We start from the raw sequence: 25,578 nt of genomic DNA, 5'->3' as shown, positions 1-25,578 counted from the left end.
GAGTATTGTACTGTATGTTCGATACAAATATATAGATTTCCATGCGTTCCTACTGATGAAGGAACAGAAGGAGAATGCTGGTGAGACTCTTCAACGATGCCTATTCTTCTGGTGCTGGAGATGATATAAAAAGAAAAGCTGAATCAGAGATCCAACTTTTCTTTCACTATCTGCTATATGTTTATTGTATTACTAGACTCATTAAGACCTAGGAAATAATGCCCACAATTACTTACTATCTATTGTTGTATTTCTATTACTCCGCAACATACAGCTACCCTTTGCCACGGATACGTCGCAATTCTTCTTCTGTAATTGGTGTATCCCCTTGCAAGGTTTGTGTAGCTGTGTCATCTCCTTCTAACATTTCGATGAAGATGGCGATACCACAATCAGATAAATGATGAATTTCATCACTGTGGTCATGTTCTAATGACTGCTTCATATTTTCTGCAATACCCTGAACAAAATTCCACTGTTCATCGGTGTAACTTTCAATACGGCTAGCAATTTCTTTCCAATTACTTAAGAGTAAGCGTGTGAGAGGTCTGTACAAATCACCGCCTACAAATTCCATAATATCTACGGCGCATTCAATGCCTTCCTCGTCGACACCATAGCCATTCATTTCATTTTGGTCCACAACGTATTCATATAATTTCTTTCTAGTCATGGTCCACTATTCTCCCTTGTCGAAGAGGGCATTGGCAAATTCTTTTGCATTGAAAGGACGTAAATCATCCATTTGTTCACCTACGCCAATCCAACGCACAGGAACACCCAATTCTTCCTTAATGGAAATCACAACACCGCCTTTAGCGGTGCCATCTAATTTCGTCACTACGATCCCTGTGACAGGCACTGCTTCGCCGAATAATTTTGCTTGGCTCACCGCATTTTGACCTGTAGTGCCATCAAGTACTAATAAGGTTTGATGCGGTGCCCCTGGGATTTGTTTGTCTGCTACACGGCCAATTTTTTTCAATTCTTCCATAAGGTTCACTTTTGTGTGCAAGCGCCCTGCTGTATCTACAATAACTAAGTCTGCATCTTTAGCAACTGCTGAGGCACAGGCATCGAATACCACTGCTGCTGGATCCGCTCCTTCCTTATGTTTTACAATGGATACACCTACACGGTCTGCCCAAATCGATAATTGTTCAGATGCAGCGGCACGGAATGTGTCTCCTGCTGCGATGATAACTTTTTTCCCTTGCTCCGCATAGTAATGGGCTAATTTTGCAATGGTCGTCGTTTTACCAACACCATTCACACCCACTACCAAGATTACTTCTGGTTTATGGAGCTCTAACACTTCCTCTTGAGCCCCTAACATTTCTGTAATGCGCTCTTCCATGAAAGGCATAACTTCGTTGGTGTTGTTAATAATCCCTTCCGTAACACCACGGCGGATTTCTTTCATTAAATACGTCGTTGTTTTAGGACCTAAATCACCTACTAGCATAGTCGCTTCTAAATCATCTAAAAAATCATCATCAATTTCTGCATAACCGATAACGATGGTTTCTACTTTTTTTACAAAATTATTTTTTGTCTTTTCTAAGCCCGCTTTCACACGGTCAAAAAAACTAAATGCCATAATCGCTGTTCTCCTTTACTTCATCAAAGGCTACTGTTAATAGACGTGACACCCCTCGTTCCACCATAGTCACCCCTTGTAAGACATGAGCTGATTCCATGGTCCGTTTACGATGGGTCACCACGATAAATTGTGTGGCATCCCCCAAGTTATGCAAATATTGGCTAAATCGTTCCACATTGGCATCATCTAAAGCAGCGTCCACTTCGTCAAGTACACAGAATGGAGCTGGTCGATAATCCAGCAATGCAAACAATAATGCAATGACCGTCAATGCTCGTTCCCCACCAGATAATAAGCTCAATTGTTGGCGCTTCTTTCCTGGCGGTTGGATATAAAAATCAATGCCACTTTCTAAAATTGATTCTGGGTTCGATGCCACGATTTGTGCAGTACCGCCTCCAAACAATTGGGAGAAGACATGCTGGAATTTCTCACGAATCTCTGTAAGAACTCCTTGCAACTGTTCAGACATAGCCCCATCAATTTCAGCGATAACGCCTTCGAGTTGCTCTTTCGCTGTCACCAAATCTTCTTTTTGTGCATCATAGAATGCTAGCCTTTCTTCCGCTTCTTCATATTCTGCAATCGCATTAGGATTGATAGCCCCTAAGCTTTCAATCTGTTTTGCCAAGTTCGCCTGTTGTCGTTTCCACTCATGTACGGAGCCACCTAAGTGTATATTCTGTGCCTCTTGTTTAGTATACCCTAAAGCGCCCAATTGTTCCAATGCTTGTTCGCCTTGTAATTGATATTTTGTTAATCCTTCTTGTAGGTCTACCAATTTCTTTTGCACTATCCGTTGGCGTTGTTCTTTTTGGTTTCGCTCTTCTTGCAGTTGATTTAATTGCAACTCCCAAGCACGTACTTTTTCTTGTCCACCTTTACGAGCTTCTCCAATAGCTGCTACCCGTTTTTCTATTGCTTGCTTCTCTGATTCTAATGCTAACGCTGGTTCACCACCTAAGCGTATAACGTCTTCACCTAATTGGCTTAATCGTCTATCTAAGCTTGTAATATTTATTTCCTTATCTTTGATATGTTGTTCTAACTGTGATAATTCTTTTTTGCTTTGTTCTAACAACAATCTAGATTGTTCCCATCGTAAGCGTACTCCTTGCAATTCTTCATTTTGCTCACGTTCTCGGTCTTGTAACGTTTGCTCTTGAGCAACCAAAGTCGTGACTTGCTCTTGATGTCCTTCTCTATTTTCCAACTGTGAAAGTTCATCTGCCAGCCTTTTAATGTTAGCCCCTAAGGTAGTTTGCTTTTCTTGAGTCTTTTCTAGTTCCTCATGATAGGTCTGCGCCATTCCACTTAAGTTAGCTTGCTCACCTTGGGATCGTTGCTGCTCTTGTTGTAAACTACGTAATTGCAACTCTTCTTGTTCATAGGTTTGACGTAACCCCTTACCAGACTGTATCAAAGCTTCTATTTCTTTGTCTAGTCCTTGTAACGTATGTTGCAACACCTGTGCTGTATCACGTAATGTATGAATATCTTTCTGTAATGTGTCTTGCTCTTCTTTACGAGATAAGATAGATACTTTTTTCCGTTTTGTAGCACCACCTGTTAGAGCACCACCTGGTTGTAATTGCTCTCCTGTTAAGGTAACAATCCGCAATTGTTGATGATATTCTTTTTGCAATGCTAATCCATGGTCCAAGGTATCTACAATCAAAGTACGCCCTAATAGCTGATTAAATATGCCTGTATATTGTGTATCAAATTGAATGCAGTCTACACCTAATCCCAATACATAAGGCGATGTTAAGGCTTTATGATCCAGACGTTTTCCTCGTACCATATCCATCGGTAAAAACGTAACTCGACCACCTTGTGTGCGTTTTAAGTATTGTACTGCTTCAGAAGCAATCTTTGCAGTGTCTGTGATAACTTGATGAATAGCACCACCTAAAGCCGTTTCAATGGCCACTAGGAATTTTTCTTCCACAGTGAATACATCACCAATAGCTCCACGAATATGAGAAGACCACCTTTCTTTGGCTTGTAACACATGTTTTGTACCTTCTAAATAACCTTCGTGTAGCTCTTCCCAGCTATGTAACAGTTCTAAACGACCTTCTTTAGCTTGCAACTCTCTCTGAGTTTCTATAAGTTGCTGATTTGCTTGACTGCGTTTGCTCTCTATATTTGCCAAAGATTGACGGGCTGTCTGCAATGCTTCCTGTGCTTCACTAACAACCTGTTGTTGCGCCTCTAATTGTGCTTTTGCCTGTGTCATAGATTGCTCTAAATCTTGCAAGGTCGCTTGTAAGCGTTGCACATCATCTTTCTTTTGTGTTTCTAACTCTTTTGCTCTTGCTAATTGATGGCGAGCTTCTTCCAACTCACGAACAACACGAATATGACGCTCATGAGCATGTTGCTCAGCAACACGCATACCATCTAAATTAGCTTTCACCTGACTAAGAGAGTCTCGAGTATTTTTCAAATTAGATTCAGCCTGTTTCACATCTTTGCCAATGACTTCTAAAGTATTTTCTTCCTCTTTCAAGGATGCTAAATCACGGTCATACTGTTCCTCTTTTTCTTTCAGTTCTTCTTTCCAAGTTGTTAGCCGTTCTTCACCATCTTTTAATTCTTCCACCATGTTGGCTTCTTTTAGCCGTGCTACTTCAATTTGTCCAGTCAGTTCCCCTAATTTACCTTGTAAAGTGGCATATTCATCTTCCATACTTTGGTTGGTTTCACGAAATGATTGAAGCTCATTTTGTGTAGTCTTATAGGTCTCTTGAATGGCATCTAAACTAGTTTCTAATTCTTCTTGCTCACGTAGGTAGGATAAGTTTTCATTTTCTTGGCGTGTAAATAAACGATCCGCTGTTTTATATTCGTGAAAGGCTATAGCTCCATCATAGCTACGTTTATCTTGTGATAATGTATTGTACTCACGTGTCACATTAGCTTTCGCCTCTAATTCTATTAATTGATCGCCCAGCGTACTCATCACATCATCTAATCGTTCCATATTACGATCTGTACTATTGATACGCCGAATGGCATCTTCTTTATTCATTTTAAAGCGCGAGATACCTGCCACATCTTCAAAAATTAAGCGACGTTCTTCTGGTTTACTATTCAAGATAGCATCGATACGATTCTGCCCGATGATGGCCATAGAATCTTTACCTAAGCCTGTATCAGCTAATAATAGATGAATATCTTTTAACCGGCAATTTCTCTTATTGATTTGGAATTCACTTTCACCATTGCGATACATACGGCGTGTGATAACAACTTCTGCTAATTCTTTGCCCAAAGTGCCATCACTGTTATCAAAAATTAAGTTTACCTCTGCCGTATTGTGAGGGCGACGAGCTTCTGTGCCAGAAAAAATAATATCTTCTGCTTTTTGTCCACGCAAATGGCGTACATTCGATTCCCCTAAGACCCAGCGAATCGCATCAGTAATATTACTTTTACCACTACCATTAGGGCCTACAATCCCAGTCATGCCTGGAGAAAAAGACACTACCGTTTTATCAGCAAAGGACTTGAATCCTTTCATTTCTAGTCGCAATAATTGCATGACTGCTTCCTTTCTATGTATACATAGGTATGTTTCAAATTTAAACAATATAACATATTGTTCATACTATATACTAAGCTGATACCTATTTCCAACCTCTCATCACATACTCTCTACAGAATACTAGTCAATCCATTGTTATATAACCATAACCCGCTATTTAAAGAGGCAAGCTATATAGTATATGATCTATCATGACATGCAATACTCCAGTATTATTATTTTCCTGTTTTTCTTGCCAATTCCATTCTATCTGCTTATATTCCTGTCCAAAGTACTCTATATTTCTGTTCTTCAACCCACGTATCTTTGAGGTAAAAGGTCTTGGATATTCTACAATGACCTTATGAATCATACCAAATACTTCAAGGTGTTCTTCTATGGTTTGCTGGATAGCTTGAAGCCATTCATAATTGACTACCAATTCTCCAAAAGCAGGAGCATAGGGTCCTCCTACAATACCTCGACCAGCATCAAAATCTTCTGTACTTTGTAATCCTACACGTATGATCTGTGTACCTTTGCCTTCTAAATAGGATTTTAAAAAAGCACTATAGACTACCGCTTGTTCTATTGTTAATGGTACATAACTACCTTCACGGACACGATCAGCTAGTTCGGTATCTGCAATAACAATCACAGGATAAATGCGACATAAGTCAGCCTGTAATTGACCGGCTTTCACCGCCGTATTAACTAGTGTCGTCCATGTCTCACCAGGTAAACCTGGAAGCAATTGTATGCCCAAGGTTATCCCTTGTTCACGTATCATCTTACAGGCCTGTTCCACATCTTCTACCGTATGCCCTCGTTTAGCATCTACAAGCATATCTTCATCTAATGTTTGTACCCCTAATTCAATGGTTCTTACACCACTAGTATAAAGCTCTTTCAATCGATCTTCTCTGATCGCATCAGGTCGAGTAGACAAGCGGATTCCTTGAATTAATCCCTGTTGAAATGCTTCTGTAGCAGGCTCCAATAATGTATTTTGCACTTCTTGTGGTATCGCCGTAAAGCTACCGCCAAAGTATGCCACTTCCCATTGTCCTTTGTGACCTTGTTCAGATATTACCTCACGAATGGACCTACGGATAGTATCCACCGATACCATTTCTTGTTGTCCAGAAATACGTGGCTGATTACAAAATACACAAATATAAGGGCACCCAATATGAGGAATAAAAAATGGAAGTAGTCTAGTTTTCTCTTTTTTTACATTCCTCATAGGATCCCCCTTAACTATAGGTATTTCGTGTGTGTAAACCTCATCAAAGAAAAAGGGAGTGGTTCCCCACCCCTCAATCCTTACTATTGTATAAGCTTTTCATATGCTTCTTTTGCAGCTGCTTGAGCTGCTACTTTTTTATTTCGTCCAGAACCTACCCCTGATGGAATTCCATCAACGACCACTTCCATAGTAAAGAATTTATTGTGATCTGGTCCCTGTTCATCAATGACATGGTACTGAATCACGCATTCCCCTTTTTGTTGTACTAACTCTTGGAGTAAGGTTTTAAAATCTTTTCCTACTTTTCCTGAAAGTGCCATTTGGAGATATCCATGCAAATGACTCAAAACAAACTGTTTTCCCACTTCGTAACCACACTCTAAATAGATAGCTCCTAAGACAGCCTCAAAAGTATCTGCTAAAATAGAGTTTCGATTAGCCCCACCACAGTGACGCTCTCCTCTGCCTAATCGTAGGTATGTACCTAATTCCAAGGTACGACTACATTCAGCTAAAGAACCTTCACATACAGTACAAGCTTTTAAGCGTGTCAGTTCACCCTCAGTCATTTCTGGATATGTAGTAAATAAATATTCTCCTATGATGAGATCTAATACCGCATCCCCTAAGAACTCTAAGCGCTCATTATGGTGTTCATGGGATAACTTATGTTCATTCGCATAGGAAGAATGTGTCAAAGCACGATTCAAAGTGCCTATATTTTGTATTGGCAAATGTAAATTCGCAATAAGCTCGTGAAGTGATTCTTCACGAGCCTTGCTAATTACTTTGCTACTTTTAGGAACACTCACAACTATGCCTCGTAACGACGAACAACGATAGTACCGTTGTGTCCACCGAAACCAAAGGAATTGGAAAGAGCTACATCAACTTTCATATCACGAGCTCCGTCAGATACATAATCTAAATCCAATTCTGGATCTGGATTATCTAAGTTAATTGTTGGATGTACTTTGCCAGTTTCAATAGCCATTGCCATAACAATTGCTTCAATAGCACCAGCCGCACCTAATAAGTGACCTGTCATAGATTTTGTGGAGTTTACTGCTAATTTGCTAGCATGATCTCCAAATAATTGTTTAATTGCCAAAGTTTCATTTGCATCATTAATGGATGTAGATGTGCCATGAGCGTTGATATAGTCAACTTCTTCTGGTTTGATACCCGCATCATTTAATGCTAATTCCATACATTTACGAGCTTGTGTACCACCTGGTGCTGGAGAAGAAATATGATATGCATCACCATTCGTTCCATATCCAACAACTTCTGCGTAGATATGCGCACCACGTGCTTTTGCGTGTTCTAACTCTTCAAGAACAATCATACCAGATCCTTCACCCATAACGAATCCATCGCGGTCAGCTGCAAATGGACGAGATGCTTTTGTAGGCTCATCATTGCGTGTAGACATGGCTTTCATAGATGCGAAACCAGCTACTGCTGCTGGAGAAACTGCCGCTTCTGTACCACCAGCAAACATAATATCTGCTTGACCATGCGCAATCATACGGAATGCTTCACCAATTGCATTAGTACCAGAAGTACAAGCTGTTACCACAGTTTCCACTGGTCCACGTAATCCCAATTGAATAGATACACGACCAGATACCATGTTAGCTATCATCATAGGCACTGCAAAGGGACTTACACGACCTGGACCTTTTTCAAATAATGTCACATATACATCATGGATGGAATCAATACCACCGATACCTGTACCTACTACAGTACCGCAACGATCTAAGTCTTCTTTATCTAAATCTAAATCAGCATCTTGTTTCGCTAACACAGAAGCTGCAATCGCAAATGCTGCGGAGCGATCCATACGGCGTGCTTCTTTTTTATCAATCCCAAATTGTGTTGGGTCGAAATCTTTAATTTCACCTGCAATACGAGTTGCATACTCACTTGCATCAAATCGAGTAATTGGTCCGATACCAGATTCGCCACGTAACAATGCATTGTAAAAGTCATCTTTACCGATTCCCACTGGTGTCACAGCACCTAAACCAGTAATAACAACACGTCTTTCCATTATTCCACCTCTTTATAATCTCATTAATCAATAGCTGCTGCCTCTGAAACTAGGCGAGCAAAAATCTCATTCACAGGTAATATGGAGTCTACTTTTCGCATATTATTACCCGAGAATACTAATCCCGTTTCCACGTCACCTTGTTGCGCACGTGAAAGGGCTTTAATAATACAGAATTTGTGAGAACAATGCTTCAAGCATCGATGACATTCTGTTGGTGGCGGTACTGTACCGTCTAACACTGTTTCTGCAAACTTATTACGCAACGCTTGTCCTGGAAGTCCTACTGGACTTTGAATCAAGACAATATCTTCTGGAGCATCTGCACGAACGTACATTTTTTTCAATTCATCAGAGGCATTACACTCCACACTAGCAGCAAAACGGCTTCCCATTTGTACACCACTAGCACCAAGTTTAATCATCTCTACAATATCTGCTCCATCAAGAACCCCACCAGCACCAATGACTGGAATGTTTTTTACAGCGGCTACCACTTCTGGTACTAACTCACGAGAAGAGCGATCTGTACCTAAATGACCACCTGCTTCACAACCTTCCACAATGACTGCAGAGGCTCCTAATCCTTCAGAAATACGCGCTAATTTAGGCGTGGATACGATAGGTACGATAGGTGTACCAGATTCACGTCCTAAGGCAAACATATCTCTGGAAAATCCAGCGCCAGCTACAACAAGGTCAATGCCCTCTTCAATGGCCGTTTTTACAAGGCCTAAAAATTCCGTAGCGGCTACCATTGCATTTATACCGATAATGCCCGTAGGCGATAATTTTCTTGCTAATTGTATTTCGTATCGTAATTCATCAAAAGGCATGCCAGATGCTGCAATCAGGCCGATACCACCTTCATTTGCAACTGCTGCAGCCAACCGAGCTGTAGACAATCGGATTGCCATTCCACCTTGAATTACTGGTACTTTGGCTACCAATTTCCCTATTCTAAGTTCAGGGAGTTTCACTATTATTCCTCCTATATGCACATCCACTAAGGGGGCCCTGCCCCCTTTCGTGGTGCATAAGTACTAAGACTTATTTTGTAGAATCGATGTAATCAACTGTGTCTTTTACAGTTTTGATTTTTTCAGCAACATCATCAGGGATTTCAATATTGAATTCCTCTTCAAATGCCATGATCAACTCAACGATGTCAAGAGAGTCAGCGCCCAAATCATCGATGAAAGTGGAATCGATAGCCACTTCAGATTCGTCAACGCCCAATTGTTCAACAACAATAGCTTTTACTTTGTCAAATGTGCTCATTACGTACACCTCCTTTCATGTAGTCTATGTATAGGATCTTGCGTTTACATCACCATTCCGCCGTCTACATTGAGAACTTGGCCAGTAATATAACTTGCAAAGTCGGATGCTAAAAATGTTACTACATTAGCGATTTCTTCTGGTTGCCCCATACGTCCAAATGGTATGGTTCCTGCAATCCCTTCTTTAATTTTTTCAGGCAATACATCTGTCATAGCTGTTTCAATAAATCCAGGCGCAATAGCATTCACAGTAATGCCACGAGCTGCTAATTCTTTGGCACAAGTTTTAGTAAATCCAATGACCCCTGCTTTAGCAGCCGCATAATTGGCCTGCCCCACATTACCAGTCACACCAGATACAGATGTCATATTAATAATGCGACCAGCACGTTGCTTTACCATAAGTTTAGCCACAGCTTTAGTCACTAGGTATACACCTTTTAAGTTAATATTCAATACATCATCCCAATCGGAATCTTTCATGCGAATTAATAATCCATCACGAGTGATGCCTGCATTGTTCACAAGAATGTCAATATGACCAAATGCAGCTACTGCTTCATCTACCATAGCTTGTACATCCTCTGCATTGCCTACATCAGCTTTAATTTTAATCGCTTTACGGCCCAATTCTTCAATTTTTTCAACAGTTTCTTGTGCTACTGCTTCATTACCAATAAAGTTTACTACTACATCTGCTCCAGCCTTTGCTAAATCAATAGCCGCAGCTTGCCCAATCCCACGGGATGCACCAGTAACTAATGCTACTTTACCTGTTAAATTCATCTTATTCTCCTTGTAAGAATACAATTGCGGAAGCCAAGGATGCTTCGTCTTCTACATTTGCTAATTCCATTGCTTTGTTAATTTTTTTAGTGAAACCTGTTAATACTTTGCCCGGACCTACTTCTACAAATCGTGTGGCGCCAAAATCTACCATTGTAGCTACGCAATCTTCCCAAAGTACTGGAGCTGCTGCTTGTGTTACCAAGGCTTCTTTGATCGCTGTTCCATCGTGTAGGATTTCACCAGTAATATTCGCTACCACTGGAATTTGAGCATCTTTCACTTCGATTTTATCTAATTCTTCTTGCAAGCGTTTCGCTGCTGGTTCCATCAAGCGGCTGTGGAAAGGCGCACTAACTGGTAACATAACAGCACGCTTAGCACCAGCTTCTTTCATTTTTTCAGCAGCCACTTCTACGGCTTTTGTCGCACCAGCAATTACAATTTGTCCTGGACAGTTAAAGTTAACCGCTTGTACAGATCCTACTGTATCATTCACTTCTCCGCAGATGCGAACTACTTCTTCACGTGGTAATGCTAAGATAGCCGCCATAGCACCTTCGCCCAATGGCACCGCTTCTTGCATATATTCGCCACGTTTATGCACTACGTAAACAGCATCTTTAAAATCAAGAACTCCTGCTGCTACTAGAGCACTATATTCACCAAGACTGTGACCCCCTACGATATCAGGTGTAAAACCTTTCTCTTTTAAAATTTCATAGCATGCCACACTAGCTGTTAAAATTGCAGGTTGTGTGTTTGCTGTTTTTACTAATTCCGTATCTGGACCATCAAAACATAATTGTGAAATGGAATATCCCAATGCTTCATCTGCTTGTGCAAAACGCTCTCTTACGATAGGATACGCTTCGTACAAATCTTTCAACATACCTACTTTTTGAGACCCTTGACCAGGGAATACAAATGCTGTTTTCATAAGGTTTCCTCCTGCTTATCGGATAACAGATTTTAAGTTCAACATTACTTCTTCTGCTTCACGAACAATATCTTGAATGATTGTTGCACAAGGCTTTACGTCTGTCAACATACCTGCAATTTGTCCAATCATAACGGAACCGTTTTTAGTTTCCCCTTCAATAGCTGCTTTTCTAAGTGTACCAGCACCTAGATTTTCAAGAGCTTCTTTTGGTGCGCCACTGAACTCAAGGGATTGATATTTACGAGCTAATAAGTTCTCAATGATACGAACTGGGTGACCTGTTGTCAAACCAGTCATCACAGTGGAACGATCTTTTGCTTTTAATACAGCTTCTTTATAGTTTTCATGGGCAATACATTCTTCAGATACTACGAAACGAGAACCCATTTGAACTGCACTAGCACCCAATGCTAAAGCTGCCGCCATACCGCGACCATCAGCAATACCACCAGCGGCAATTACAGGCACGTCCACTGCATCTACGATTTGAGGAATTAAGCACATAGTAGTAATATCCCCTACGTGACCACCAGACTCAGTACCTTCTGCAATAACCGCATCAATACCGCCACGAAGTAAACGTTTTGCTAATAGCACAGATGCCACTACTGGAATAACTTTTGTACCGATTTCTTTGAAAGCTGGCACCCATGTGGATGGATTACCTGCCCCTGTTGTGATTACTGGAACACGTTCTTCTAGAGCAACTTCCATAACTTCATTCACAAATGGAGACATTAACATAATGTTACAACCATATGGTTTGCTTGTACGTTCTTTTAATTTATGAATTTCAGCACGGAATACATCTGGAGGCATATGCCCTGCACCGATAATTCCTAAACCGCCTGCCTCAGACACAGCAGCTGCTAATTCAGCTGTACCTAACCAAGCCATACCACCTTGAAGAACGGGATACTCTATCCCTAATAAATCACAAATATCAGTCTTAATCATCTTGTCCTCCTTAGCACCATTTCATTACTAGACTTGCCCAAGTTAATCCTGCACCAAATCCAGCAACGGCAAGATTATCATCCTTTTGCAATTTTCCTGCACGCACTGCTTCATCTAAAGCTATGGCAATGGATGCTGCTGATGTGTTTCCATACTTAGGTAAATTAATAAATACTTTATCTTCTGTCAGATGCAAACGATCTGCTGCAGATTTGATAATACGAGTATTCGCTTGATGTGGGATGAAGAAATCTAATTCTTCCAGTTCCATATTTGCCATTTCTAGAGCTTTTAATACAGTTTTACCCATAGTTTTTACAGCAAATTTATATACTTCTTGTCCATTCATATGAATGAAAGTTAACCCCTCTTCACGTCGTTCTGTCGTCGGTGGCAATGCTGTACCTCCAGATGGAATACATAAATGCATTCCTCCACTTCCGTCAGCACCCATATCCATACCGAGCATACCGTATCCTTCTTCTACAGAAGAGACGATGCACGCCCCTGCGCCATCACCAAATAGTACACAAGTATTGCGGTCTTCCCAGTTTACCACTCGAGATAATACCTCAACACCTACTACAAGGACATTCTTAAATAATCCGGCATTGATATACGTGCTAGCTGTAATCATGGAATATACATATCCTGAGCAAGCTGCAGACAAATCGAATGCTGCCGCTTTCGTAGCGCCTAGATTTGCTTGTACTAAACATGCCGTAGATGGAATTGCCATATCACCTGTTAATGTGGCAACAATGATGCAATCAATATCTTCTGCTGTTAACTTAGCAGCTTCTAAGGCTTTTTTTGCCGCTTCTGTAGCCATATCTGAAGCATTTACACCTTCTGGTGCAATTCTACGTTCTTTAATGCCTGTTCGTTCTTGAATCCAAGCATCGCTAGTATCCACCATCGTTTCTAAATCTGCATTTGTAAGAACTTTTTCTGGCACATAGCTACCGGTACCAATAATTCCGACTGGCTTATTCAGCATTGTCATATGTTAGGGTCCCTTCTTCTTCAATACTTGAGGAAATATGTTCAATCAATTTCCGTTCTACTAGATCTCCAGCAATTTTAATGGCTGTCATAATCTCTTTCGCCTTAGAGCTACCATGGCAAATGATAAACACACCATTTACCCCTAAGAGAGGAGCTCCACCATTTTCCGTATGATCTAGTCGCTTTTTTATTTTCTTAAACACAGGAACAATTAATAACGCTCCTAGTTTAGAGATAATACTACTATGTTTGATGCCTTCTTTTAAAATATCCTGCACCACAGTGACAAGACCTTCTGCAAATTTGAGCACCACATTACCCACAAACCCATCACATACTACTACATCTACCGTTCCTTTTGGAATATCACGACCTTCCACATTCCCTTTAAAAGGAATTGTTTTGAGTTGTTGTAATAACGGATAAGTTTCTAAGACAACATCATTTCCTTTTGTGGATTCTTCACCAATGTTTAACAAACCCACCGTTGGATTAGCTTTACCAAGCAACAACTGTGCATAGTTATATCCCATGATAGCCCCTTGCACTAAATGTTTCGGTTTGCTATTCGCATTAGCACCAGAATCTAGCATAATCGTTACACCATTGGCTGTTGGTAATGGTGTAGCAATACAAGGACGTTCAATCCCTTTGATTCTTCCCAATCCTAGTAAAGCTGATGCCACGGCCGCCCCAGTACTACCTGGTGCAATGACCGCATCACAAATCTTTTCACGAACCAACCGTGTCGCCACTGCAATGGACGCATCTTTTTTCTTGCGTAACGCAATACTTGGATGCTCATGCATTTCTATGACTTCACTAGCATGATGAATGGAAATTCTTGGATTCTCCAGTTCACCTTCTGCTTCTAAAATTTCTTTTATTTTACTTTCATCACCGACAAGCACGACATCCATAGTATCGTATTCGTGCACAGCGGCAATAGAGCCTAAGACTATTTCGAGGGGAGCAAAATCGCCACCCATAGCATCTACTGCAATCTTCATAATTCACCTTTATTCTACCACAGATTCCATAATGAATTTAGCGCGAAATACTTCTTTTATGTTATCTTTGATTGTTACTTTTATAAAGAATTTTTCTCCTCGTTGTCGCACTAACTCTGCTTTCGCCGCCAAATTGACATCACTCTTAACAAGGCTTTTATACTTAATATTCCCAACTCCAGCAATCATCGTAGGTACTCCTACAATGGCTCTCGCCAACGAGTTCGCTTGAGCATATAAATATTGTGCCTCTACGTAACCAGAGCGATCCAGCATGTCTTGTGTAGTGCGAAGAACACTGATGCCGTATTGTCCTACTGCTAAATCAATGACATCTCCTACCACATCTGCCCGATCAATATGCTGTCGATCATCAGAATGCTCCTGTGCCATTGCCTTAATCCGTTCACGTAATTCAGGAATGCCTAGAGCCAATCGATCCAATCGAATGGTAGGAACACTGACACTAAAATATGTGGCTAATTCCTCATCTGTCGTGAAGGGACTTATATTCAGTTTTTCGCGCAATAACTGTTGTCGTTCTTCCTTCTTTATACGACTCATATAACCACCTTTTATGACCAAGTAATAATACTTCCATACAATTATACTCTAAAATGATAATAGCACGCAAGCTTTTCTTGATTCCTATGCAAAATATGCATACTTATTTGAGAATGGTAAGTTGTCCTGCATTAGTTATAACTCGAATGGGCGCAGTTGTATCTGTTGCATTAGGCCTACGATCCACTATTTTTACATGCCCTTGCAATACATCTACTACAATAGGTTCTGTATCTTCTTGGTAAATAATACCTGCCGTTTCTGGCGTATCACCGCCGATTAATGTTTGAATATGACTACCTGTGAAAGTATATCCTTTACCAGTTGCTAGCAGTAATTCTTCATGTCCACTACGATGTCGCTTAGCTCCCATCCATCGATTATGCCACGTTGCCTGATTTTTCAATTCTAGTGTAATGCCAGAATGATGAGGGTTATCTCCACTTTCAGCAAATTCATTTAATGCCGCCCCAGTCCACACGGAGTCCTTCGTCCCTAAATTCATCACAATATACGAACCATGACGTCCAGGATTAGGGTTCAATCCATAGTTTTTATTCAATACCCCTACATTGCCTGTCACTTGTACCGTTGCATACTGGGATGGCTTCGGAGTAGATACAAGGGCTGTGCCCGTATAGATATCAGCCAACTGACTAGTGCCAATACCAATGCTACCTTCTTCGACAATAGCAGCATACACATCTGCCCGCTCAAATGGCACAGTTTCAATTTTCACAGGACCGTCTAAGGTAATATAACTATCTTTATTAGCTTGTACCCCATTGCCAACGGCTTGAATCACAGTAGGGCCATGAACGACCACCTTTGTATCATATTTCGGATCATCAACATGTTTACGACCAAAGCCAGCATAGATACCGCTCATGTAATAATGTGCCATTTCATCAGCTTGGTCATAAGGAATAGGATTTTGCATGGTCACTGTTAGCCCTTTATGAACTGTCAAGCGAGTACCATCATGGACATATATACCTGATACATTGTGATGTTTTTTTAGTGCTGTATCGTAGCCTACACCACGCACTTGAATATGCAACCCATTAGGATACTCCACTATTTCATGATATTTGCGAATCCCTACAGCACGTCCTTCCGTTTGCACCGTAATTTGTTCTGCCTGTGTTATCCCTTGTTGATAGTCCACTGACGCCACCTCAGCAAAGGACACCGTGCTCATACAACTCATAATTACTGTAGCCATTATAACCCGCTTATACTTATCTCTCATCGATACTCCTTTATCTAACGTCTCACTGCTCTATCACAACATGTTACACATATCATTTTCTTTAATTAGTATACCATTGGTCATGCACATTTCCTATATAATCGATATTCCGATTAGTTATATATTACTCTATTATCAAACTAAAAGGAGATACCCTCACTGAGTATCCCCCTGTATTAGTTAACTATATACTATTAAAATTTGAATTTCATACCTACATTATACGTACGGCCGCCTGTTGCTTCTCTAGCGTAATATTCACGATCGAATAGATTTTGTACACTGAATTGCAAGGTAGCTTCTTTGGACACTTTGTAATTCACAGATGCATTTGTTAAGAAGTAGCTATCTTCTGCCTCTGGCTCACCACCGGCAGTATCTTTACCCTGGCGTGAGCTCACGTATTGCATGTCCCACAACACATTCCACTTGCCACTATTGTATTCCAAACCACCATGGAATAGGTGCCTTGGAATTTCAAAGTTTTGTTCTTTTCCATCACTTTGATCTGTATTGGCCAAAGCTTTACTTTCTATATATCCCATTTGCCATGTGTAGTTTCCAAAGACAGACCATTTGTTAGACAGCTTGTGACGAAGTTCTAATTCTACACCACGGCGTGTTTCTGATCCTATATTGATATACTTTTTGTAATCCTCAGTGCCATCTGCTTTTTTAAATGTCACATATTGAATTTTATCCTTTGTATTCACATAAAAGGCTGCTACATTTAATTTTGTACGTTCATTCCAAGATTTTTTCAAACCAAGTTCAAAGGTATCAGAATGTTCTGGATCTAACTCTGGATTTGCGTGAATAGGAGTTTTAGATGTTTGACCAAAGCGGTACACTTGGTACAACGTTGGCGGTGCAAAGGAATGTCCATAGGATGCATAGACGTTGGTAGAATCATCAAGATATCGTTCTACTGATAATTTAGGACTGATCTCTGTATACGATCCATCATTATGATGTACGACATCGTAGGACTTTGTGGTCTTATTATACTCCCCGTGAGACCCACCATACTTTTTAAAGTGGTCGAAACGCAATCCTGCATAGATGGCCCAATCATCATTAGGGCGATATGTATCTTGTACAAAAACTGCCATCGTGCGAGATGCCCCTGTATTCGTTTCACTCACACCGTTAGGGAATACCTTAGTATCTTTAGAGTTTTTATCACGCCAATGTTGTAAAGAAATCTTTTCTTGATCAAACCGTTCTTGTTTCCAATTCAAGCCCCCTACAATTTGATGTTTTCCTTCAGGTTTCCACGCTTTTTGCACATCTACATTATAGGCTTTCCCTGGATAGAAGGAGTGAGAACCTGATCCTTCATAATCTCCTGAAGTTGCTTTTGTTGGCACAGAATAGCCATCTTTCTTTTTATCTAAATAGCCCAAGGAAATCTGTAACTTGTTCGCTTCATTTTTATATTGTAAACTATGAGAATGATATTCTCGCTCTGCATCATGACCTAAGAAACTATTGCCATTAAGAGATACATATTTTTTATCACTAACCTTGATATCCCCTGTAAAAACGGTCTTTCCATTTACTGTAACCGCACTAATTGGATTGTGGTAAGAGTACTTATGGTTCGCATATACATAGCGATAGGTTAGCGTTTCTTTGTCGCCTAGGTTCATCGTAATATAAGCAGACAAATTCTTATTATGCAAAGATTTATCCCCACGATTCCCTAATACATATTTACCGCTTTTCAATTGTTCTAACGGCATCTCTGGTGTAAGTGCATGTACCTTACTAGTAATTACTTTGCTCTTGTCGGTCACAAAAAATCCTGGGAACCCATTTGTGCGACGCTCTTCTGCAGATACACCAATCGCTACCCGATCAGACACACGAGCATCAAATCCTAGTTCATTATTCCATGTCCCATAAGTCCCACCATTGACCTTACCATGCCAACGAATCCCTTTTCGATTTGTTTTCGGTGTGATATGTTTCGTTGTAATACTCAATACGCCCGCTACCCCTTTGCCACCATACAAGGAGGAACTAGCACCTCTCACTAATTCAATGCGTTCAATAGAATGAACGGGAATCACTTCCCAGTCCACCTTATTATTGAAAGAATTATTCATTGGTACGCCATCAACGAGTACCGATATATTTTTAGAATCGAATCCACGGATTTGTATTTCACCTGCCGAAGCTTGACTTTTATACACCCCTGGTAATAATTGTATTGCATCTGCAACCGTATCCACTTTTCGATTTTCAATATCCTTCGCTGTCACCACAGAAATAGAACTAGGCGTTTTTGAAATATCTTGTAAGGTTCTCGTTGCCGTTACCGTTACATCTGGCAAGATCACCGTTTCTTCTACCGCTTGCGCATCATGAGCATACCCTGTATAACTGCCCAACGCTACCGTAACCATAGATAATAACAGCAACCGCGTTGCATTTCGTTTCACTTGTTTCATTCGTACTTCCCTTCTTACTATAAAACAAACATTAAGTTTCCTATTAGTATAGCATTCATTTTCAACATTGCAAATCATTTTCACACTTTGTAAACTTCTTCTAGCTTAACTCGTTCCTGTTTTAAGAGTAGTACCCACTAATCTATATATCTTTACAACCCTCGTTATTCTTGATGTTTCTAGTTTGCATATTGGCAGGTTATCAGTACTAGAGATATGCCTCATATACAAGGCTGATTATAACAAAAAAGCGACCGAAGCCGCTTTTTGAAAGTACGTAAAATTATTTACGTAAGCCTAATTTTTCTAAGATCGCACGGTAACGTTCGATGTCTTTACGACGAAGGTAGTCAAGCATGTTACGACGTTGACCAACTAATTTTAAAAGACCACGACGGGAATGATGATCTTTTTTGTGCTCTTTTAAATGCTCAGTTAAATATACAATGCGGTTAGTCAAAATCGCGATTTGTACTTCTGGGGATCCAGTGTCACCTTCGTGAACAGCGAATTCTTTAATAATAGCTGCTTTAGCTTCTGTAGTTAACATATTTCATGTCCTCCTAAATATTACAATTCCATAGGCCAAAGTAATGGGCGGAGACTCAATTACCTCGCCTAGGTTAATACATCGGTATCTATAATACTATACTTTGTGGTAAAAGTAAAGTATTTAGCCCAACATCATGCGGTCACTGAGGGTATTTTCGCTGGCTACTTCAAAACGTTCCAATAGGTCTTGTACGGTCAAGTTCGCCTTCTCTTCCCCTTTTACGTCATAAATCACTTTGCCATTATCCATCATAATCAATCGATTGCCGAATCGTAAAGCATCACGCATATTATGGGTAATCATCAAGGTAGTCAAATGATGTTCTTTTACCAGTTCATCTGTGAGCTGCAATACTTTTTCTGCCGTTTTAGGATCTAAGGCTGCTGTATGTTCATCTAGCAACAGCACTTCTGGCTTCAACATAGTGGCCATCAATAAGGTAATGGATTGACGTTGACCACCACTTAATAATCCCATACTGGATGACAAACGATTTTCTAAACCCAAATCCAAACGAGCTAATTGCTGTTTAAATAATTCTCTTTCATTTTCTTTAAAAGCCCAAGATAATCCCATTTGTTTGCCCCGGCGCAAGGCGAGAAGCATGTTCTCCTCAATTTGCATATTGCCAGCTGTGCCCAACATAGGATCTTGGAAGACACGTCCAATGTATTTGGCCCGTTTGTATTCCGCCATGTGCGTTACGTCCACATCATTAATATGCAATGTACCTTCATCGACGGGAAATACACCAGCGATGGAGTTCAACAATGTACTTTTACCGGCTCCATTACCGCCGATAACGGTCACGAAGTCACCATCTTCTAATCGTAAATCAATGCCACGAAGAGCAATTTTTTCATTCACAGTGCCTTTATGGAAGGCTTTCACAATTCCTTTTAATGTTAACATGTGTATACCCTCCTCTTAACCACGACGAAATTTACCTTGCCACGTTGGTAAAGATAGGGCAAGAGCTACTAATATAGCGGTAAATAATTTCAAATCATTTGGAGGCATACCTAGGTATAGCACAGTAGCAATAACAATACGGTAAATAATGGAACCGAATACAACGGCTACTAAGCTCAACACGAAGGAAGAATTACCAAATAGTTTGCGCACTACCGAAGAAGAAGCAAATAGTACTTCTCCGATGATAACAGATGCCAAACCAATAACGATAGTCCCTACACCCATACCGATATCTGCAAAGCCTTGGGATTGGGCAATTAAAGCACCAGACACAGCTACAAATCCATTAGACAATAATAAGCCAAGAACAATCATTGTGTCTGTGTTCACCCCTTGGGCACGAATCATTTGTGGATTTACCCCAGTAGCACGAATCGATGTACCTAGTTCAGTACCGAAGAACCAGAATAAGAATAATCCCACTACCACCGTTACTACTATACCAATAATCGTCAATGCCACCGCATTAGAAATGCCCATGCTATGGATGGCAGAGTACACTGTATCCATGCGTAATAAGGAAATGTTTGCTTTCCCCATAATATGTAAGTTCACAGAATACAAGGCAATCATGGTTAAGATACCAGCTAGTAATGCGGGAATTTTTAATTTGGTATGTATCCAACCCGTTACAGCCCCGGCAATCATACCACCAATACCTGCTATCACTACTGTCAGCCAAGGATTGACACCTATGGTAATCAATACCGCGGAAATAGCGGCACCCATAGGGAAACTACCTTCTACTGTTAAATCTGCTACGTCTAAAATTCTGAAAGTAATAAATACACCCAATGCCAACAATGCCCACAATAGGCCTTGTGCAATAGTACTAATAATTAAGTTTGTCATTTTTCCTCCTACTCGGGGTTGCCCCCACTACTATACTACTGTTGTCGCAATGACTCTGGAATCTGGATGTGCAAGCGATCTGCTTCGTCTTGATTGAATACAAATTTAATAGGCTCTTGCATCTCGATTGGCATGCTATCCGGTGTACTTTCACCACGAAGAACACGGGCCGCCATATGTCCAGTTTGAACCCCTAATCTATAAAAGTCTACAGAGTAGGCTGCTAGTCCACCTGTTTTTAACCATGTCTCATCAGAGGGAAACACTGGTAAGTTAGCGCTACTAAATATGGTGACGATGTTCGCATAGGATGAAGCGATGATATTATCTGTTGGAAAGTACACTGCATCAATACCCATAATGGCTAATTGATTGGCTGCTTGCGGTACGTCGTTCACGTTAGATACGGTAATTTCCACTAATTCTATACCGTATTTCTGTGCTTCTTTTCGAAAACTCTCTGCTTGTAATTGTGAATTCACTTCACTGGATGAATAAATAGTACCGATTTTTTTCGCATTCGGCAATAATTGATGCACTAATTCCACTCGTTTTTCCATAGGCACCATATCTGTGGTACCCGACACATTACCGCCTGGATGTTCATCACTATCCACTAATCGCGCTGTGGTATAGCTAGTAACCGCCGTTCCTAAGACGGGAATATCCTTCGTAGCATTTGCCATAGCCTGTACTGCTGGTGTGGCAATGGCCACAACTAAATCGGAATTACGGGCCACAAATCGTTGGGCAATGGTGTTGAGATTCGATTGATCACCTTGGGCATTTTGATGATCAAGAATCACGTTGTCCACAAATCCCTCTTCACGTAATCCATCTACGAAACCTCTGTTCGCTGCATCTAGCGCGGGATGCTCCGCTAATTGCAAGATACCTACTCGGTACATCTTGCCTCCTCCTGGTGCTTCTAGTGAAGATTCATGCCATAGTAAGAATCCCACCAGACAGACCACCAACAGGGCCAGTCCTTTTTTCCACATAAAAATCTCCTTTCTACTATACTACATTGGTAGCCTCGTGCCACCGCCTACAGTCTTTCTATGGGAAAGATATACAGATTATACCACATGTGAAAGTAATATAAAATACGTAAATCACAATTTCTATAGAATCCACTCCTCTATTTTTATGTAACATATGTTAAGGTATCAAAAACCATGTCCTATGTGTATAAAAATGAAATTAAAATTACTTTCACCATGGACAAAACGACTAGGTCCAAAAGACCTAGTCGTTTATGTATACTACACTATTAATTTATTTTGCAGACACGCTACACTGTAATTCTAACAATATCTGCTAGAGTATGTACCTGAATAGACTATTATTTACGCACTAATGAAATATGCACCATACCCACAACAAAACCGATAATGGACGGTACAATCCAGCCCATACCGATGGAGGCAAATGGTAGCATTCCGTAATATGGTAATGCCCATTGGATGAATCCAGATTGATTGATAACTGCTGGCGCCGTTGCCATCGCATCACCTAATGCCGCAAATAACGCAAAGGCTGTTGTCCAAGCATATACTGCTTGTCTTCCTTGGAAAATTGGTGCTGCAAAGGATAACAAGATGATAGTAATAGACAATGGATACAAGAACATCAACACTGGGATGGCTAATTCAATAATTTTTGTTAAGCCTACATTAGCAATTAAGAAACCTACTGCTGTTGTTAAATATGCATAACCACGGTAACCCAATGTGTTTGGGAACATTTCATCAAATGTTTCACCGCATGCGCCGATTAAGCCTACACATGTTTTTAAACATGCCAAGGTAACGATAATAGCCAACAACACAGCTCCCACATTACCGAAGTAAAATGCATTCATTTGCGCCATGGTGATACCGCCATTTTTAGCAAGACCTAATGTGGTCACGCTAGTAGCACCGCTGTAGGCTAAGAAACCGTAGATAACAGCCATAATGGAGCACGCTACGAAGCCTGCTTTCACAAGACCCATAGCAATATCCTTAGGTTCTGTGACACCCACACCTTGCAAGGCACGGATAACGATGATACCAAAGGCTAAAGATGCCAATACATCTAGCGTATTATATCCTTCCGTAAAACCTTTGAAGAACGGATGGGTCGCATATTCTCCTTGTGGAGCTACTGCTGTGTAATCTCCCATTGGCATAACCACTACAGTGATTAATAAAATGCTTAGAAACACTAAGAATAATGGTGTTAACACTTTACCAATATAGGTCATCAACTTGCCAGGGTTTAGGGAGAACAAAATAGCAATGATAAAGAACACTGCTGAGAATATACCTAACGCAAGGTCTGGATTGACACCTCCAAGGAATGGTTCAAATCCGATGGTATAGGATACTGTACTTGTTCTTGGGATGGCAAATGCAGGGCCAATAGTAATGTATAACAACAAAGTAAAGATTTTACCATACATAGGGTGTACGCGGCTCACTAAATCTTGTAAGCCATTACTACGAGATACCCCCATGGCAACAATACCCAAGAATGGTAATCCGATAGCTGTTACTAAAAAGCCTATAATAGCTGGCCATAAGGCTTGACCTGCCTCTTGTCCCAAGTGAACTGGGAAAATTAAGTTTCCGGCTCCAAAGAACATGCCGAATAGCATAGTTCCAATAAAGGCTACGGAACCCCAAGATAATCTTTGATTCATCACTATTCCCCCTTACATGATAATTTTTAATACATCTAGTACTTCATTTGGTAACTCATCTTTTGTTCCTTTTAAGTTTTCAATGTAATCGTAGCGGAACTCAAATGCTTTATGCAGAATATGGTGGTACTCACGAACTGTAAAGTCTGGTTCAAACCCTTCTACTTTTACATATTCTAAGTTTTCATATTTATAGAACGGTTCAAAGTTAAGGCTCCCCTCAACTAGACCTTCTAACAAACCCAATGTTACTTCTTTTGGAATTTTCTTATCCAAGAAGAAGCCTGTATTCATGATATAACAATCTACACCAGATTGAGTGAATAGTTTTTTGTAACTTTCATAATCAGTACGTAAGGAATAGGTGCGGAATGGATTTGCATAAGGTTCAATGACCAATGCGTTAGGATCTACATTGTCATCTAATTTTTCCGCTGTAGAGCGACGTGTTGCCAAAGTAGCACCCATAGTAGCCGCCAAAATTGGATCATCAATTTTTAAAATTGGTGGTAATGTTTTATCTTTCATCAACCACACGATGGCATTCACTGGGTCTTTCACAAAGTTGACACGATTGTCTGTCCAGAATTGCGATTTAATAGCACGACCATTGTTATTGCGTACATCTTCTGCTAAGACAACTTTATTGCCATCTTCATCTAAGGTTACACCCACATTTTGTAATGTCAATAGATATTTATTGGCAGGATGTTCCACCGGATAGTCTTGCATCTTATCAAAATATGTTGGTTCTAATGCAATAGAGGATAAATCTTCTGTATGAATAATATACGCATCATCATGTAACACAGAAATATCGTAGCGACCTTCATGTTGTTCATGCGTTAATGTAGACTTACCCGACCCAGATAGCCCGAATACGCCGATGGTATAGGAAGAACCATCCTTCAAGTTATATCGTTTCATGCCACCATGGCACGCCACATAGCCGTAACGATTTGCCAAGGACCATCCTAATGTCAGAGTGCCTTTTTTGTGTTCTCCAAAATAGCGCATCCCTAAAATCATAGCGCAGTTATGAGCAGGATCAAAAATAGCAAGTCCACCAGGATATCCTTCTACCACATAATCTGGATCAGAATAAATAAAAATATCCCCTTCAGGAATTTCCTTACTTTCTCTGTAAAAGGCTTTTACTTCCTCATTGAAAAATTGGAAATTGATAGCCCAAGAATACAGGATAGATGCATGTTCTTTTGGAATCATCAAGTGCGCACGAGCTGTGAAAGCTTCATCCAAACCTACGATGGCTTGCGCAGAAATCCATTCTTTATGACGGCTATCATATACAGCTTCACGAGCAATATCACATAACTCTACTTCGTTAATCCCCTCATCGCCAATAATCCGACGTGCTTTTGCATAGCGACCTGTAGTTTTACCATTATTAGTAACCAATACTTTTGCATCTTGTGGTAATCCTTGCTCTTCCGCACGGTAAATTGGCATATCTAATACAATGACACCAGGTTCTTTCGTTGCTAACTCATAGGCCTGTGCAATAGACTTCACAGGTGTTACATTATTTCCATAAAACGCTGTTTCTATGGTACTTCTTAATTTAGAAAAAAGGGGATTTTCTTTAATTTCGGACTGTTTCCATTTTAATCTTGTTGCCATATGTTCCTCATTCATATTAACTGATTGTACTGTATGTATATTTCTATATTCTAACATTTAATTAAGTATTTCACAATATGAGAACAATCATATGACGGTGTCAAGTTTTTGTTGGAAAAATAATTACCTAGCTTTAAAAGAGGGTTCCTCGTCACTAAAGAATCCTGCG

At 40.3% G+C, this 25,578-nt stretch carries 22 protein-coding genes; all 22 read right to left on the bottom strand.

All coding sequences use genetic code 11. The features are described from left to right. Positions 1–274: 274 nt before the first annotated feature. Positions 275–673, bottom strand: a complete 399-nt coding sequence (locus EO125_RS07995; protein ID WP_127148437.1) for a hypothetical protein — start codon at positions 671–673, stop codon at positions 275–277. 6 nt (positions 674–679) lie between these two features. Continuing rightward, positions 680–1,600 (bottom strand): signal recognition particle-docking protein FtsY, encoded by a 921-nt coding sequence (ftsY, locus tag EO125_RS07990; RefSeq protein WP_127148436.1) that lies wholly within the window; start codon positions 1,598–1,600, stop codon positions 680–682. Next, positions 1,590–5,153 (bottom strand): chromosome segregation protein SMC, encoded by a 3,564-nt coding sequence (smc, locus tag EO125_RS07985; RefSeq protein WP_127148435.1) that lies wholly within the window; start codon positions 5,151–5,153, stop codon positions 1,590–1,592. The genes ftsY and smc overlap by 11 nt, the downstream gene beginning before the upstream one ends. Before the next feature lie 160 nt (positions 5,154–5,313). After that, on the bottom strand, positions 5,314–6,381 hold the full coding sequence (locus tag EO125_RS07980) for an elongator complex protein 3 (RefSeq protein WP_127148434.1): 1,068 nt from the start codon (positions 6,379–6,381) through the stop codon (positions 5,314–5,316). Positions 6,382–6,464: 83 nt separating this feature from the next. After that, positions 6,465–7,196 (bottom strand): ribonuclease III, encoded by a 732-nt coding sequence (rnc, locus tag EO125_RS07975; RefSeq protein WP_206168378.1) that lies wholly within the window; start codon positions 7,194–7,196, stop codon positions 6,465–6,467. A gap of 2 nt (positions 7,197–7,198) precedes the next feature. Then, a complete protein-coding gene (gene fabF / locus EO125_RS07970; protein WP_127148433.1) occupies positions 7,199–8,443 on the bottom strand; it encodes a beta-ketoacyl-ACP synthase II in 1,245 nt (414 codons plus the stop codon). A 23-nt stretch (positions 8,444–8,466) separates the two neighbouring features. Next, complete coding sequence (locus tag EO125_RS07965) at positions 8,467–9,423, bottom strand: nitronate monooxygenase family protein (RefSeq protein ID WP_127069138.1); 957 nt, start codon at positions 9,421–9,423, stop codon at positions 8,467–8,469. Between the two features lie 70 nt (positions 9,424–9,493). After that, the gene (locus tag EO125_RS07960) at positions 9,494–9,724 is read right to left on the bottom strand and encodes an acyl carrier protein (RefSeq protein ID WP_009353552.1); all 231 of its coding nucleotides are present in this window, start codon (positions 9,722–9,724) and stop codon (positions 9,494–9,496) included. A gap of 44 nt (positions 9,725–9,768) precedes the next feature. Beyond that, positions 9,769–10,512, bottom strand: a complete 744-nt coding sequence (gene fabG, locus EO125_RS07955; RefSeq protein ID WP_127148432.1) for a 3-oxoacyl-[acyl-carrier-protein] reductase — start codon at positions 10,510–10,512, stop codon at positions 9,769–9,771. 1 nt (position 10,513) lies between these two features. After that, positions 10,514–11,452, bottom strand: coding sequence for an ACP S-malonyltransferase (fabD, locus tag EO125_RS07950; protein ID WP_127148431.1), 939 nt, complete (start codon positions 11,450–11,452; stop codon positions 10,514–10,516). A gap of 15 nt (positions 11,453–11,467) precedes the next feature. Further along, on the bottom strand, positions 11,468–12,412 hold the full coding sequence (fabK, locus tag EO125_RS07945) for an enoyl-[acyl-carrier-protein] reductase FabK (RefSeq protein ID WP_127148430.1): 945 nt from the start codon (positions 12,410–12,412) through the stop codon (positions 11,468–11,470). 10 nt (positions 12,413–12,422) lie between these two features. Next, the gene (locus EO125_RS07940; protein WP_127148429.1) at positions 12,423–13,418 is read right to left on the bottom strand and encodes a beta-ketoacyl-ACP synthase III; all 996 of its coding nucleotides are present in this window, start codon (positions 13,416–13,418) and stop codon (positions 12,423–12,425) included. Beyond that, the gene (plsX, locus tag EO125_RS07935) at positions 13,402–14,430 is read right to left on the bottom strand and encodes a phosphate acyltransferase PlsX (protein ID WP_127148428.1); all 1,029 of its coding nucleotides are present in this window, start codon (positions 14,428–14,430) and stop codon (positions 13,402–13,404) included. Before plsX ends, EO125_RS07940 begins: the two co-directional genes overlap by 17 nt. A gap of 9 nt (positions 14,431–14,439) precedes the next feature. Beyond that, the gene (gene fapR, locus EO125_RS07930) at positions 14,440–14,994 is read right to left on the bottom strand and encodes a transcription factor FapR (RefSeq protein ID WP_127148427.1); all 555 of its coding nucleotides are present in this window, start codon (positions 14,992–14,994) and stop codon (positions 14,440–14,442) included. Between the two features lie 103 nt (positions 14,995–15,097). Further along, positions 15,098–16,246, bottom strand: coding sequence for a hypothetical protein (locus tag EO125_RS07925; protein ID WP_164726483.1), 1,149 nt, complete (start codon positions 16,244–16,246; stop codon positions 15,098–15,100). Positions 16,247–16,440: 194 nt separating this feature from the next. Then, positions 16,441–18,702, bottom strand: coding sequence for a TonB-dependent receptor (locus EO125_RS07920; protein WP_127148425.1), 2,262 nt, complete (start codon positions 18,700–18,702; stop codon positions 16,441–16,443). Between the two features lie 283 nt (positions 18,703–18,985). Beyond that, complete coding sequence (gene rpsO / locus EO125_RS07915; protein ID WP_009353572.1) at positions 18,986–19,252, bottom strand: 30S ribosomal protein S15; 267 nt, start codon at positions 19,250–19,252, stop codon at positions 18,986–18,988. Between the two features lie 123 nt (positions 19,253–19,375). Then, entirely contained in the window at positions 19,376–20,167 is a 792-nt protein-coding gene (locus EO125_RS07910) for an ABC transporter ATP-binding protein (RefSeq protein ID WP_127148424.1), read from the bottom strand. A 15-nt stretch (positions 20,168–20,182) separates the two neighbouring features. Continuing rightward, positions 20,183–21,082, bottom strand: coding sequence for an ABC transporter permease (locus EO125_RS07905; protein WP_127148423.1), 900 nt, complete (start codon positions 21,080–21,082; stop codon positions 20,183–20,185). A 35-nt stretch (positions 21,083–21,117) separates the two neighbouring features. Further along, positions 21,118–22,083: an ABC transporter substrate-binding protein gene (locus EO125_RS07900; RefSeq protein WP_127148422.1), complete on the bottom strand. Its 966-nt coding sequence runs from the start codon at positions 22,081–22,083 to the stop codon at positions 21,118–21,120. A 344-nt stretch (positions 22,084–22,427) separates the two neighbouring features. Then, on the bottom strand, positions 22,428–23,768 hold the full coding sequence (gene brnQ / locus EO125_RS07895; RefSeq protein ID WP_127148421.1) for a branched-chain amino acid transport system II carrier protein: 1,341 nt from the start codon (positions 23,766–23,768) through the stop codon (positions 22,428–22,430). A 12-nt stretch (positions 23,769–23,780) separates the two neighbouring features. Continuing rightward, complete coding sequence (locus tag EO125_RS07890) at positions 23,781–25,409, bottom strand: phosphoenolpyruvate carboxykinase (ATP) (protein WP_127148420.1); 1,629 nt, start codon at positions 25,407–25,409, stop codon at positions 23,781–23,783. Positions 25,410–25,578: the final 169 nt, after the last annotated feature.

It is taken from the genome of Veillonella sp. VA139, assembly GCF_003992005.1.
Classification (GTDB): Bacteria; Bacillota; Negativicutes; order Veillonellales; family Veillonellaceae; genus F0422.
This window is presented reverse-complemented; position numbering and strand designations above follow the sequence as displayed.

Bases quoted from the DNA above. Each gene is read 5' to 3' on its own strand.
- EO125_RS07980 (WP_127148434.1), bottom strand. From the start codon at position 6,381: ATGAGGAATGTAAAAAAAGAGAAAACTAGACTACTTCCATTTTTTATT.
- fabF (WP_127148433.1), bottom strand. From the start codon at position 8,443: ATGGAAAGACGTGTTGTTATTACTGGTTTAGGTGCTGTGACACCAGTG.
- EO125_RS07910 (WP_127148424.1), bottom strand. From the start codon at position 20,167: ATGTTAACATTAAAAGGAATTGTGAAAGCCTTCCATAAAGGCACTGTG.
- EO125_RS07940 (WP_127148429.1), bottom strand. From the start codon at position 13,418: ATGACAATGCTGAATAAGCCAGTCGGAATTATTGGTACCGGTAGCTAT.
- fapR (WP_127148427.1), bottom strand. From the start codon at position 14,994: ATGAGTCGTATAAAGAAGGAAGAACGACAACAGTTATTGCGCGAAAAA.
- smc (WP_127148435.1), bottom strand. From the start codon at position 5,153: ATGCAATTATTGCGACTAGAAATGAAAGGATTCAAGTCCTTTGCTGAT.
- plsX (WP_127148428.1), bottom strand. From the start codon at position 14,430: ATGAAGATTGCAGTAGATGCTATGGGTGGCGATTTTGCTCCCCTCGAA.
- EO125_RS07905 (WP_127148423.1), bottom strand. From the start codon at position 21,082: ATGACAAACTTAATTATTAGTACTATTGCACAAGGCCTATTGTGGGCA.
- ftsY (WP_127148436.1), bottom strand. From the start codon at position 1,600: ATGGCATTTAGTTTTTTTGACCGTGTGAAAGCGGGCTTAGAAAAGACA.
- EO125_RS07900 (WP_127148422.1), bottom strand. From the start codon at position 22,083: ATGTGGAAAAAAGGACTGGCCCTGTTGGTGGTCTGTCTGGTGGGATTC.
- EO125_RS07920 (WP_127148425.1), bottom strand. From the start codon at position 18,702: ATGAAACAAGTGAAACGAAATGCAACGCGGTTGCTGTTATTATCTATG.
- EO125_RS07890 (WP_127148420.1), bottom strand. From the start codon at position 25,409: ATGGCAACAAGATTAAAATGGAAACAGTCCGAAATTAAAGAAAATCCC.
- fabD (WP_127148431.1), bottom strand. From the start codon at position 11,452: ATGAAAACAGCATTTGTATTCCCTGGTCAAGGGTCTCAAAAAGTAGGT.
- EO125_RS07995 (WP_127148437.1), bottom strand. From the start codon at position 673: ATGACTAGAAAGAAATTATATGAATACGTTGTGGACCAAAATGAAATG.
- EO125_RS07960 (WP_009353552.1), bottom strand. From the start codon at position 9,724: ATGAGCACATTTGACAAAGTAAAAGCTATTGTTGTTGAACAATTGGGC.
- fabG (WP_127148432.1), bottom strand. From the start codon at position 10,512: ATGAATTTAACAGGTAAAGTAGCATTAGTTACTGGTGCATCCCGTGGG.
- brnQ (WP_127148421.1), bottom strand. From the start codon at position 23,768: ATGAATCAAAGATTATCTTGGGGTTCCGTAGCCTTTATTGGAACTATG.
- EO125_RS07925 (WP_164726483.1), bottom strand. From the start codon at position 16,246: ATGAGAGATAAGTATAAGCGGGTTATAATGGCTACAGTAATTATGAGT.
- fabK (WP_127148430.1), bottom strand. From the start codon at position 12,412: ATGATTAAGACTGATATTTGTGATTTATTAGGGATAGAGTATCCCGTT.
- rpsO (WP_009353572.1), bottom strand. From the start codon at position 19,252: ATGTTAACTACAGAAGCTAAAGCAGCTATTATTAAAGAATTCGCTGTT.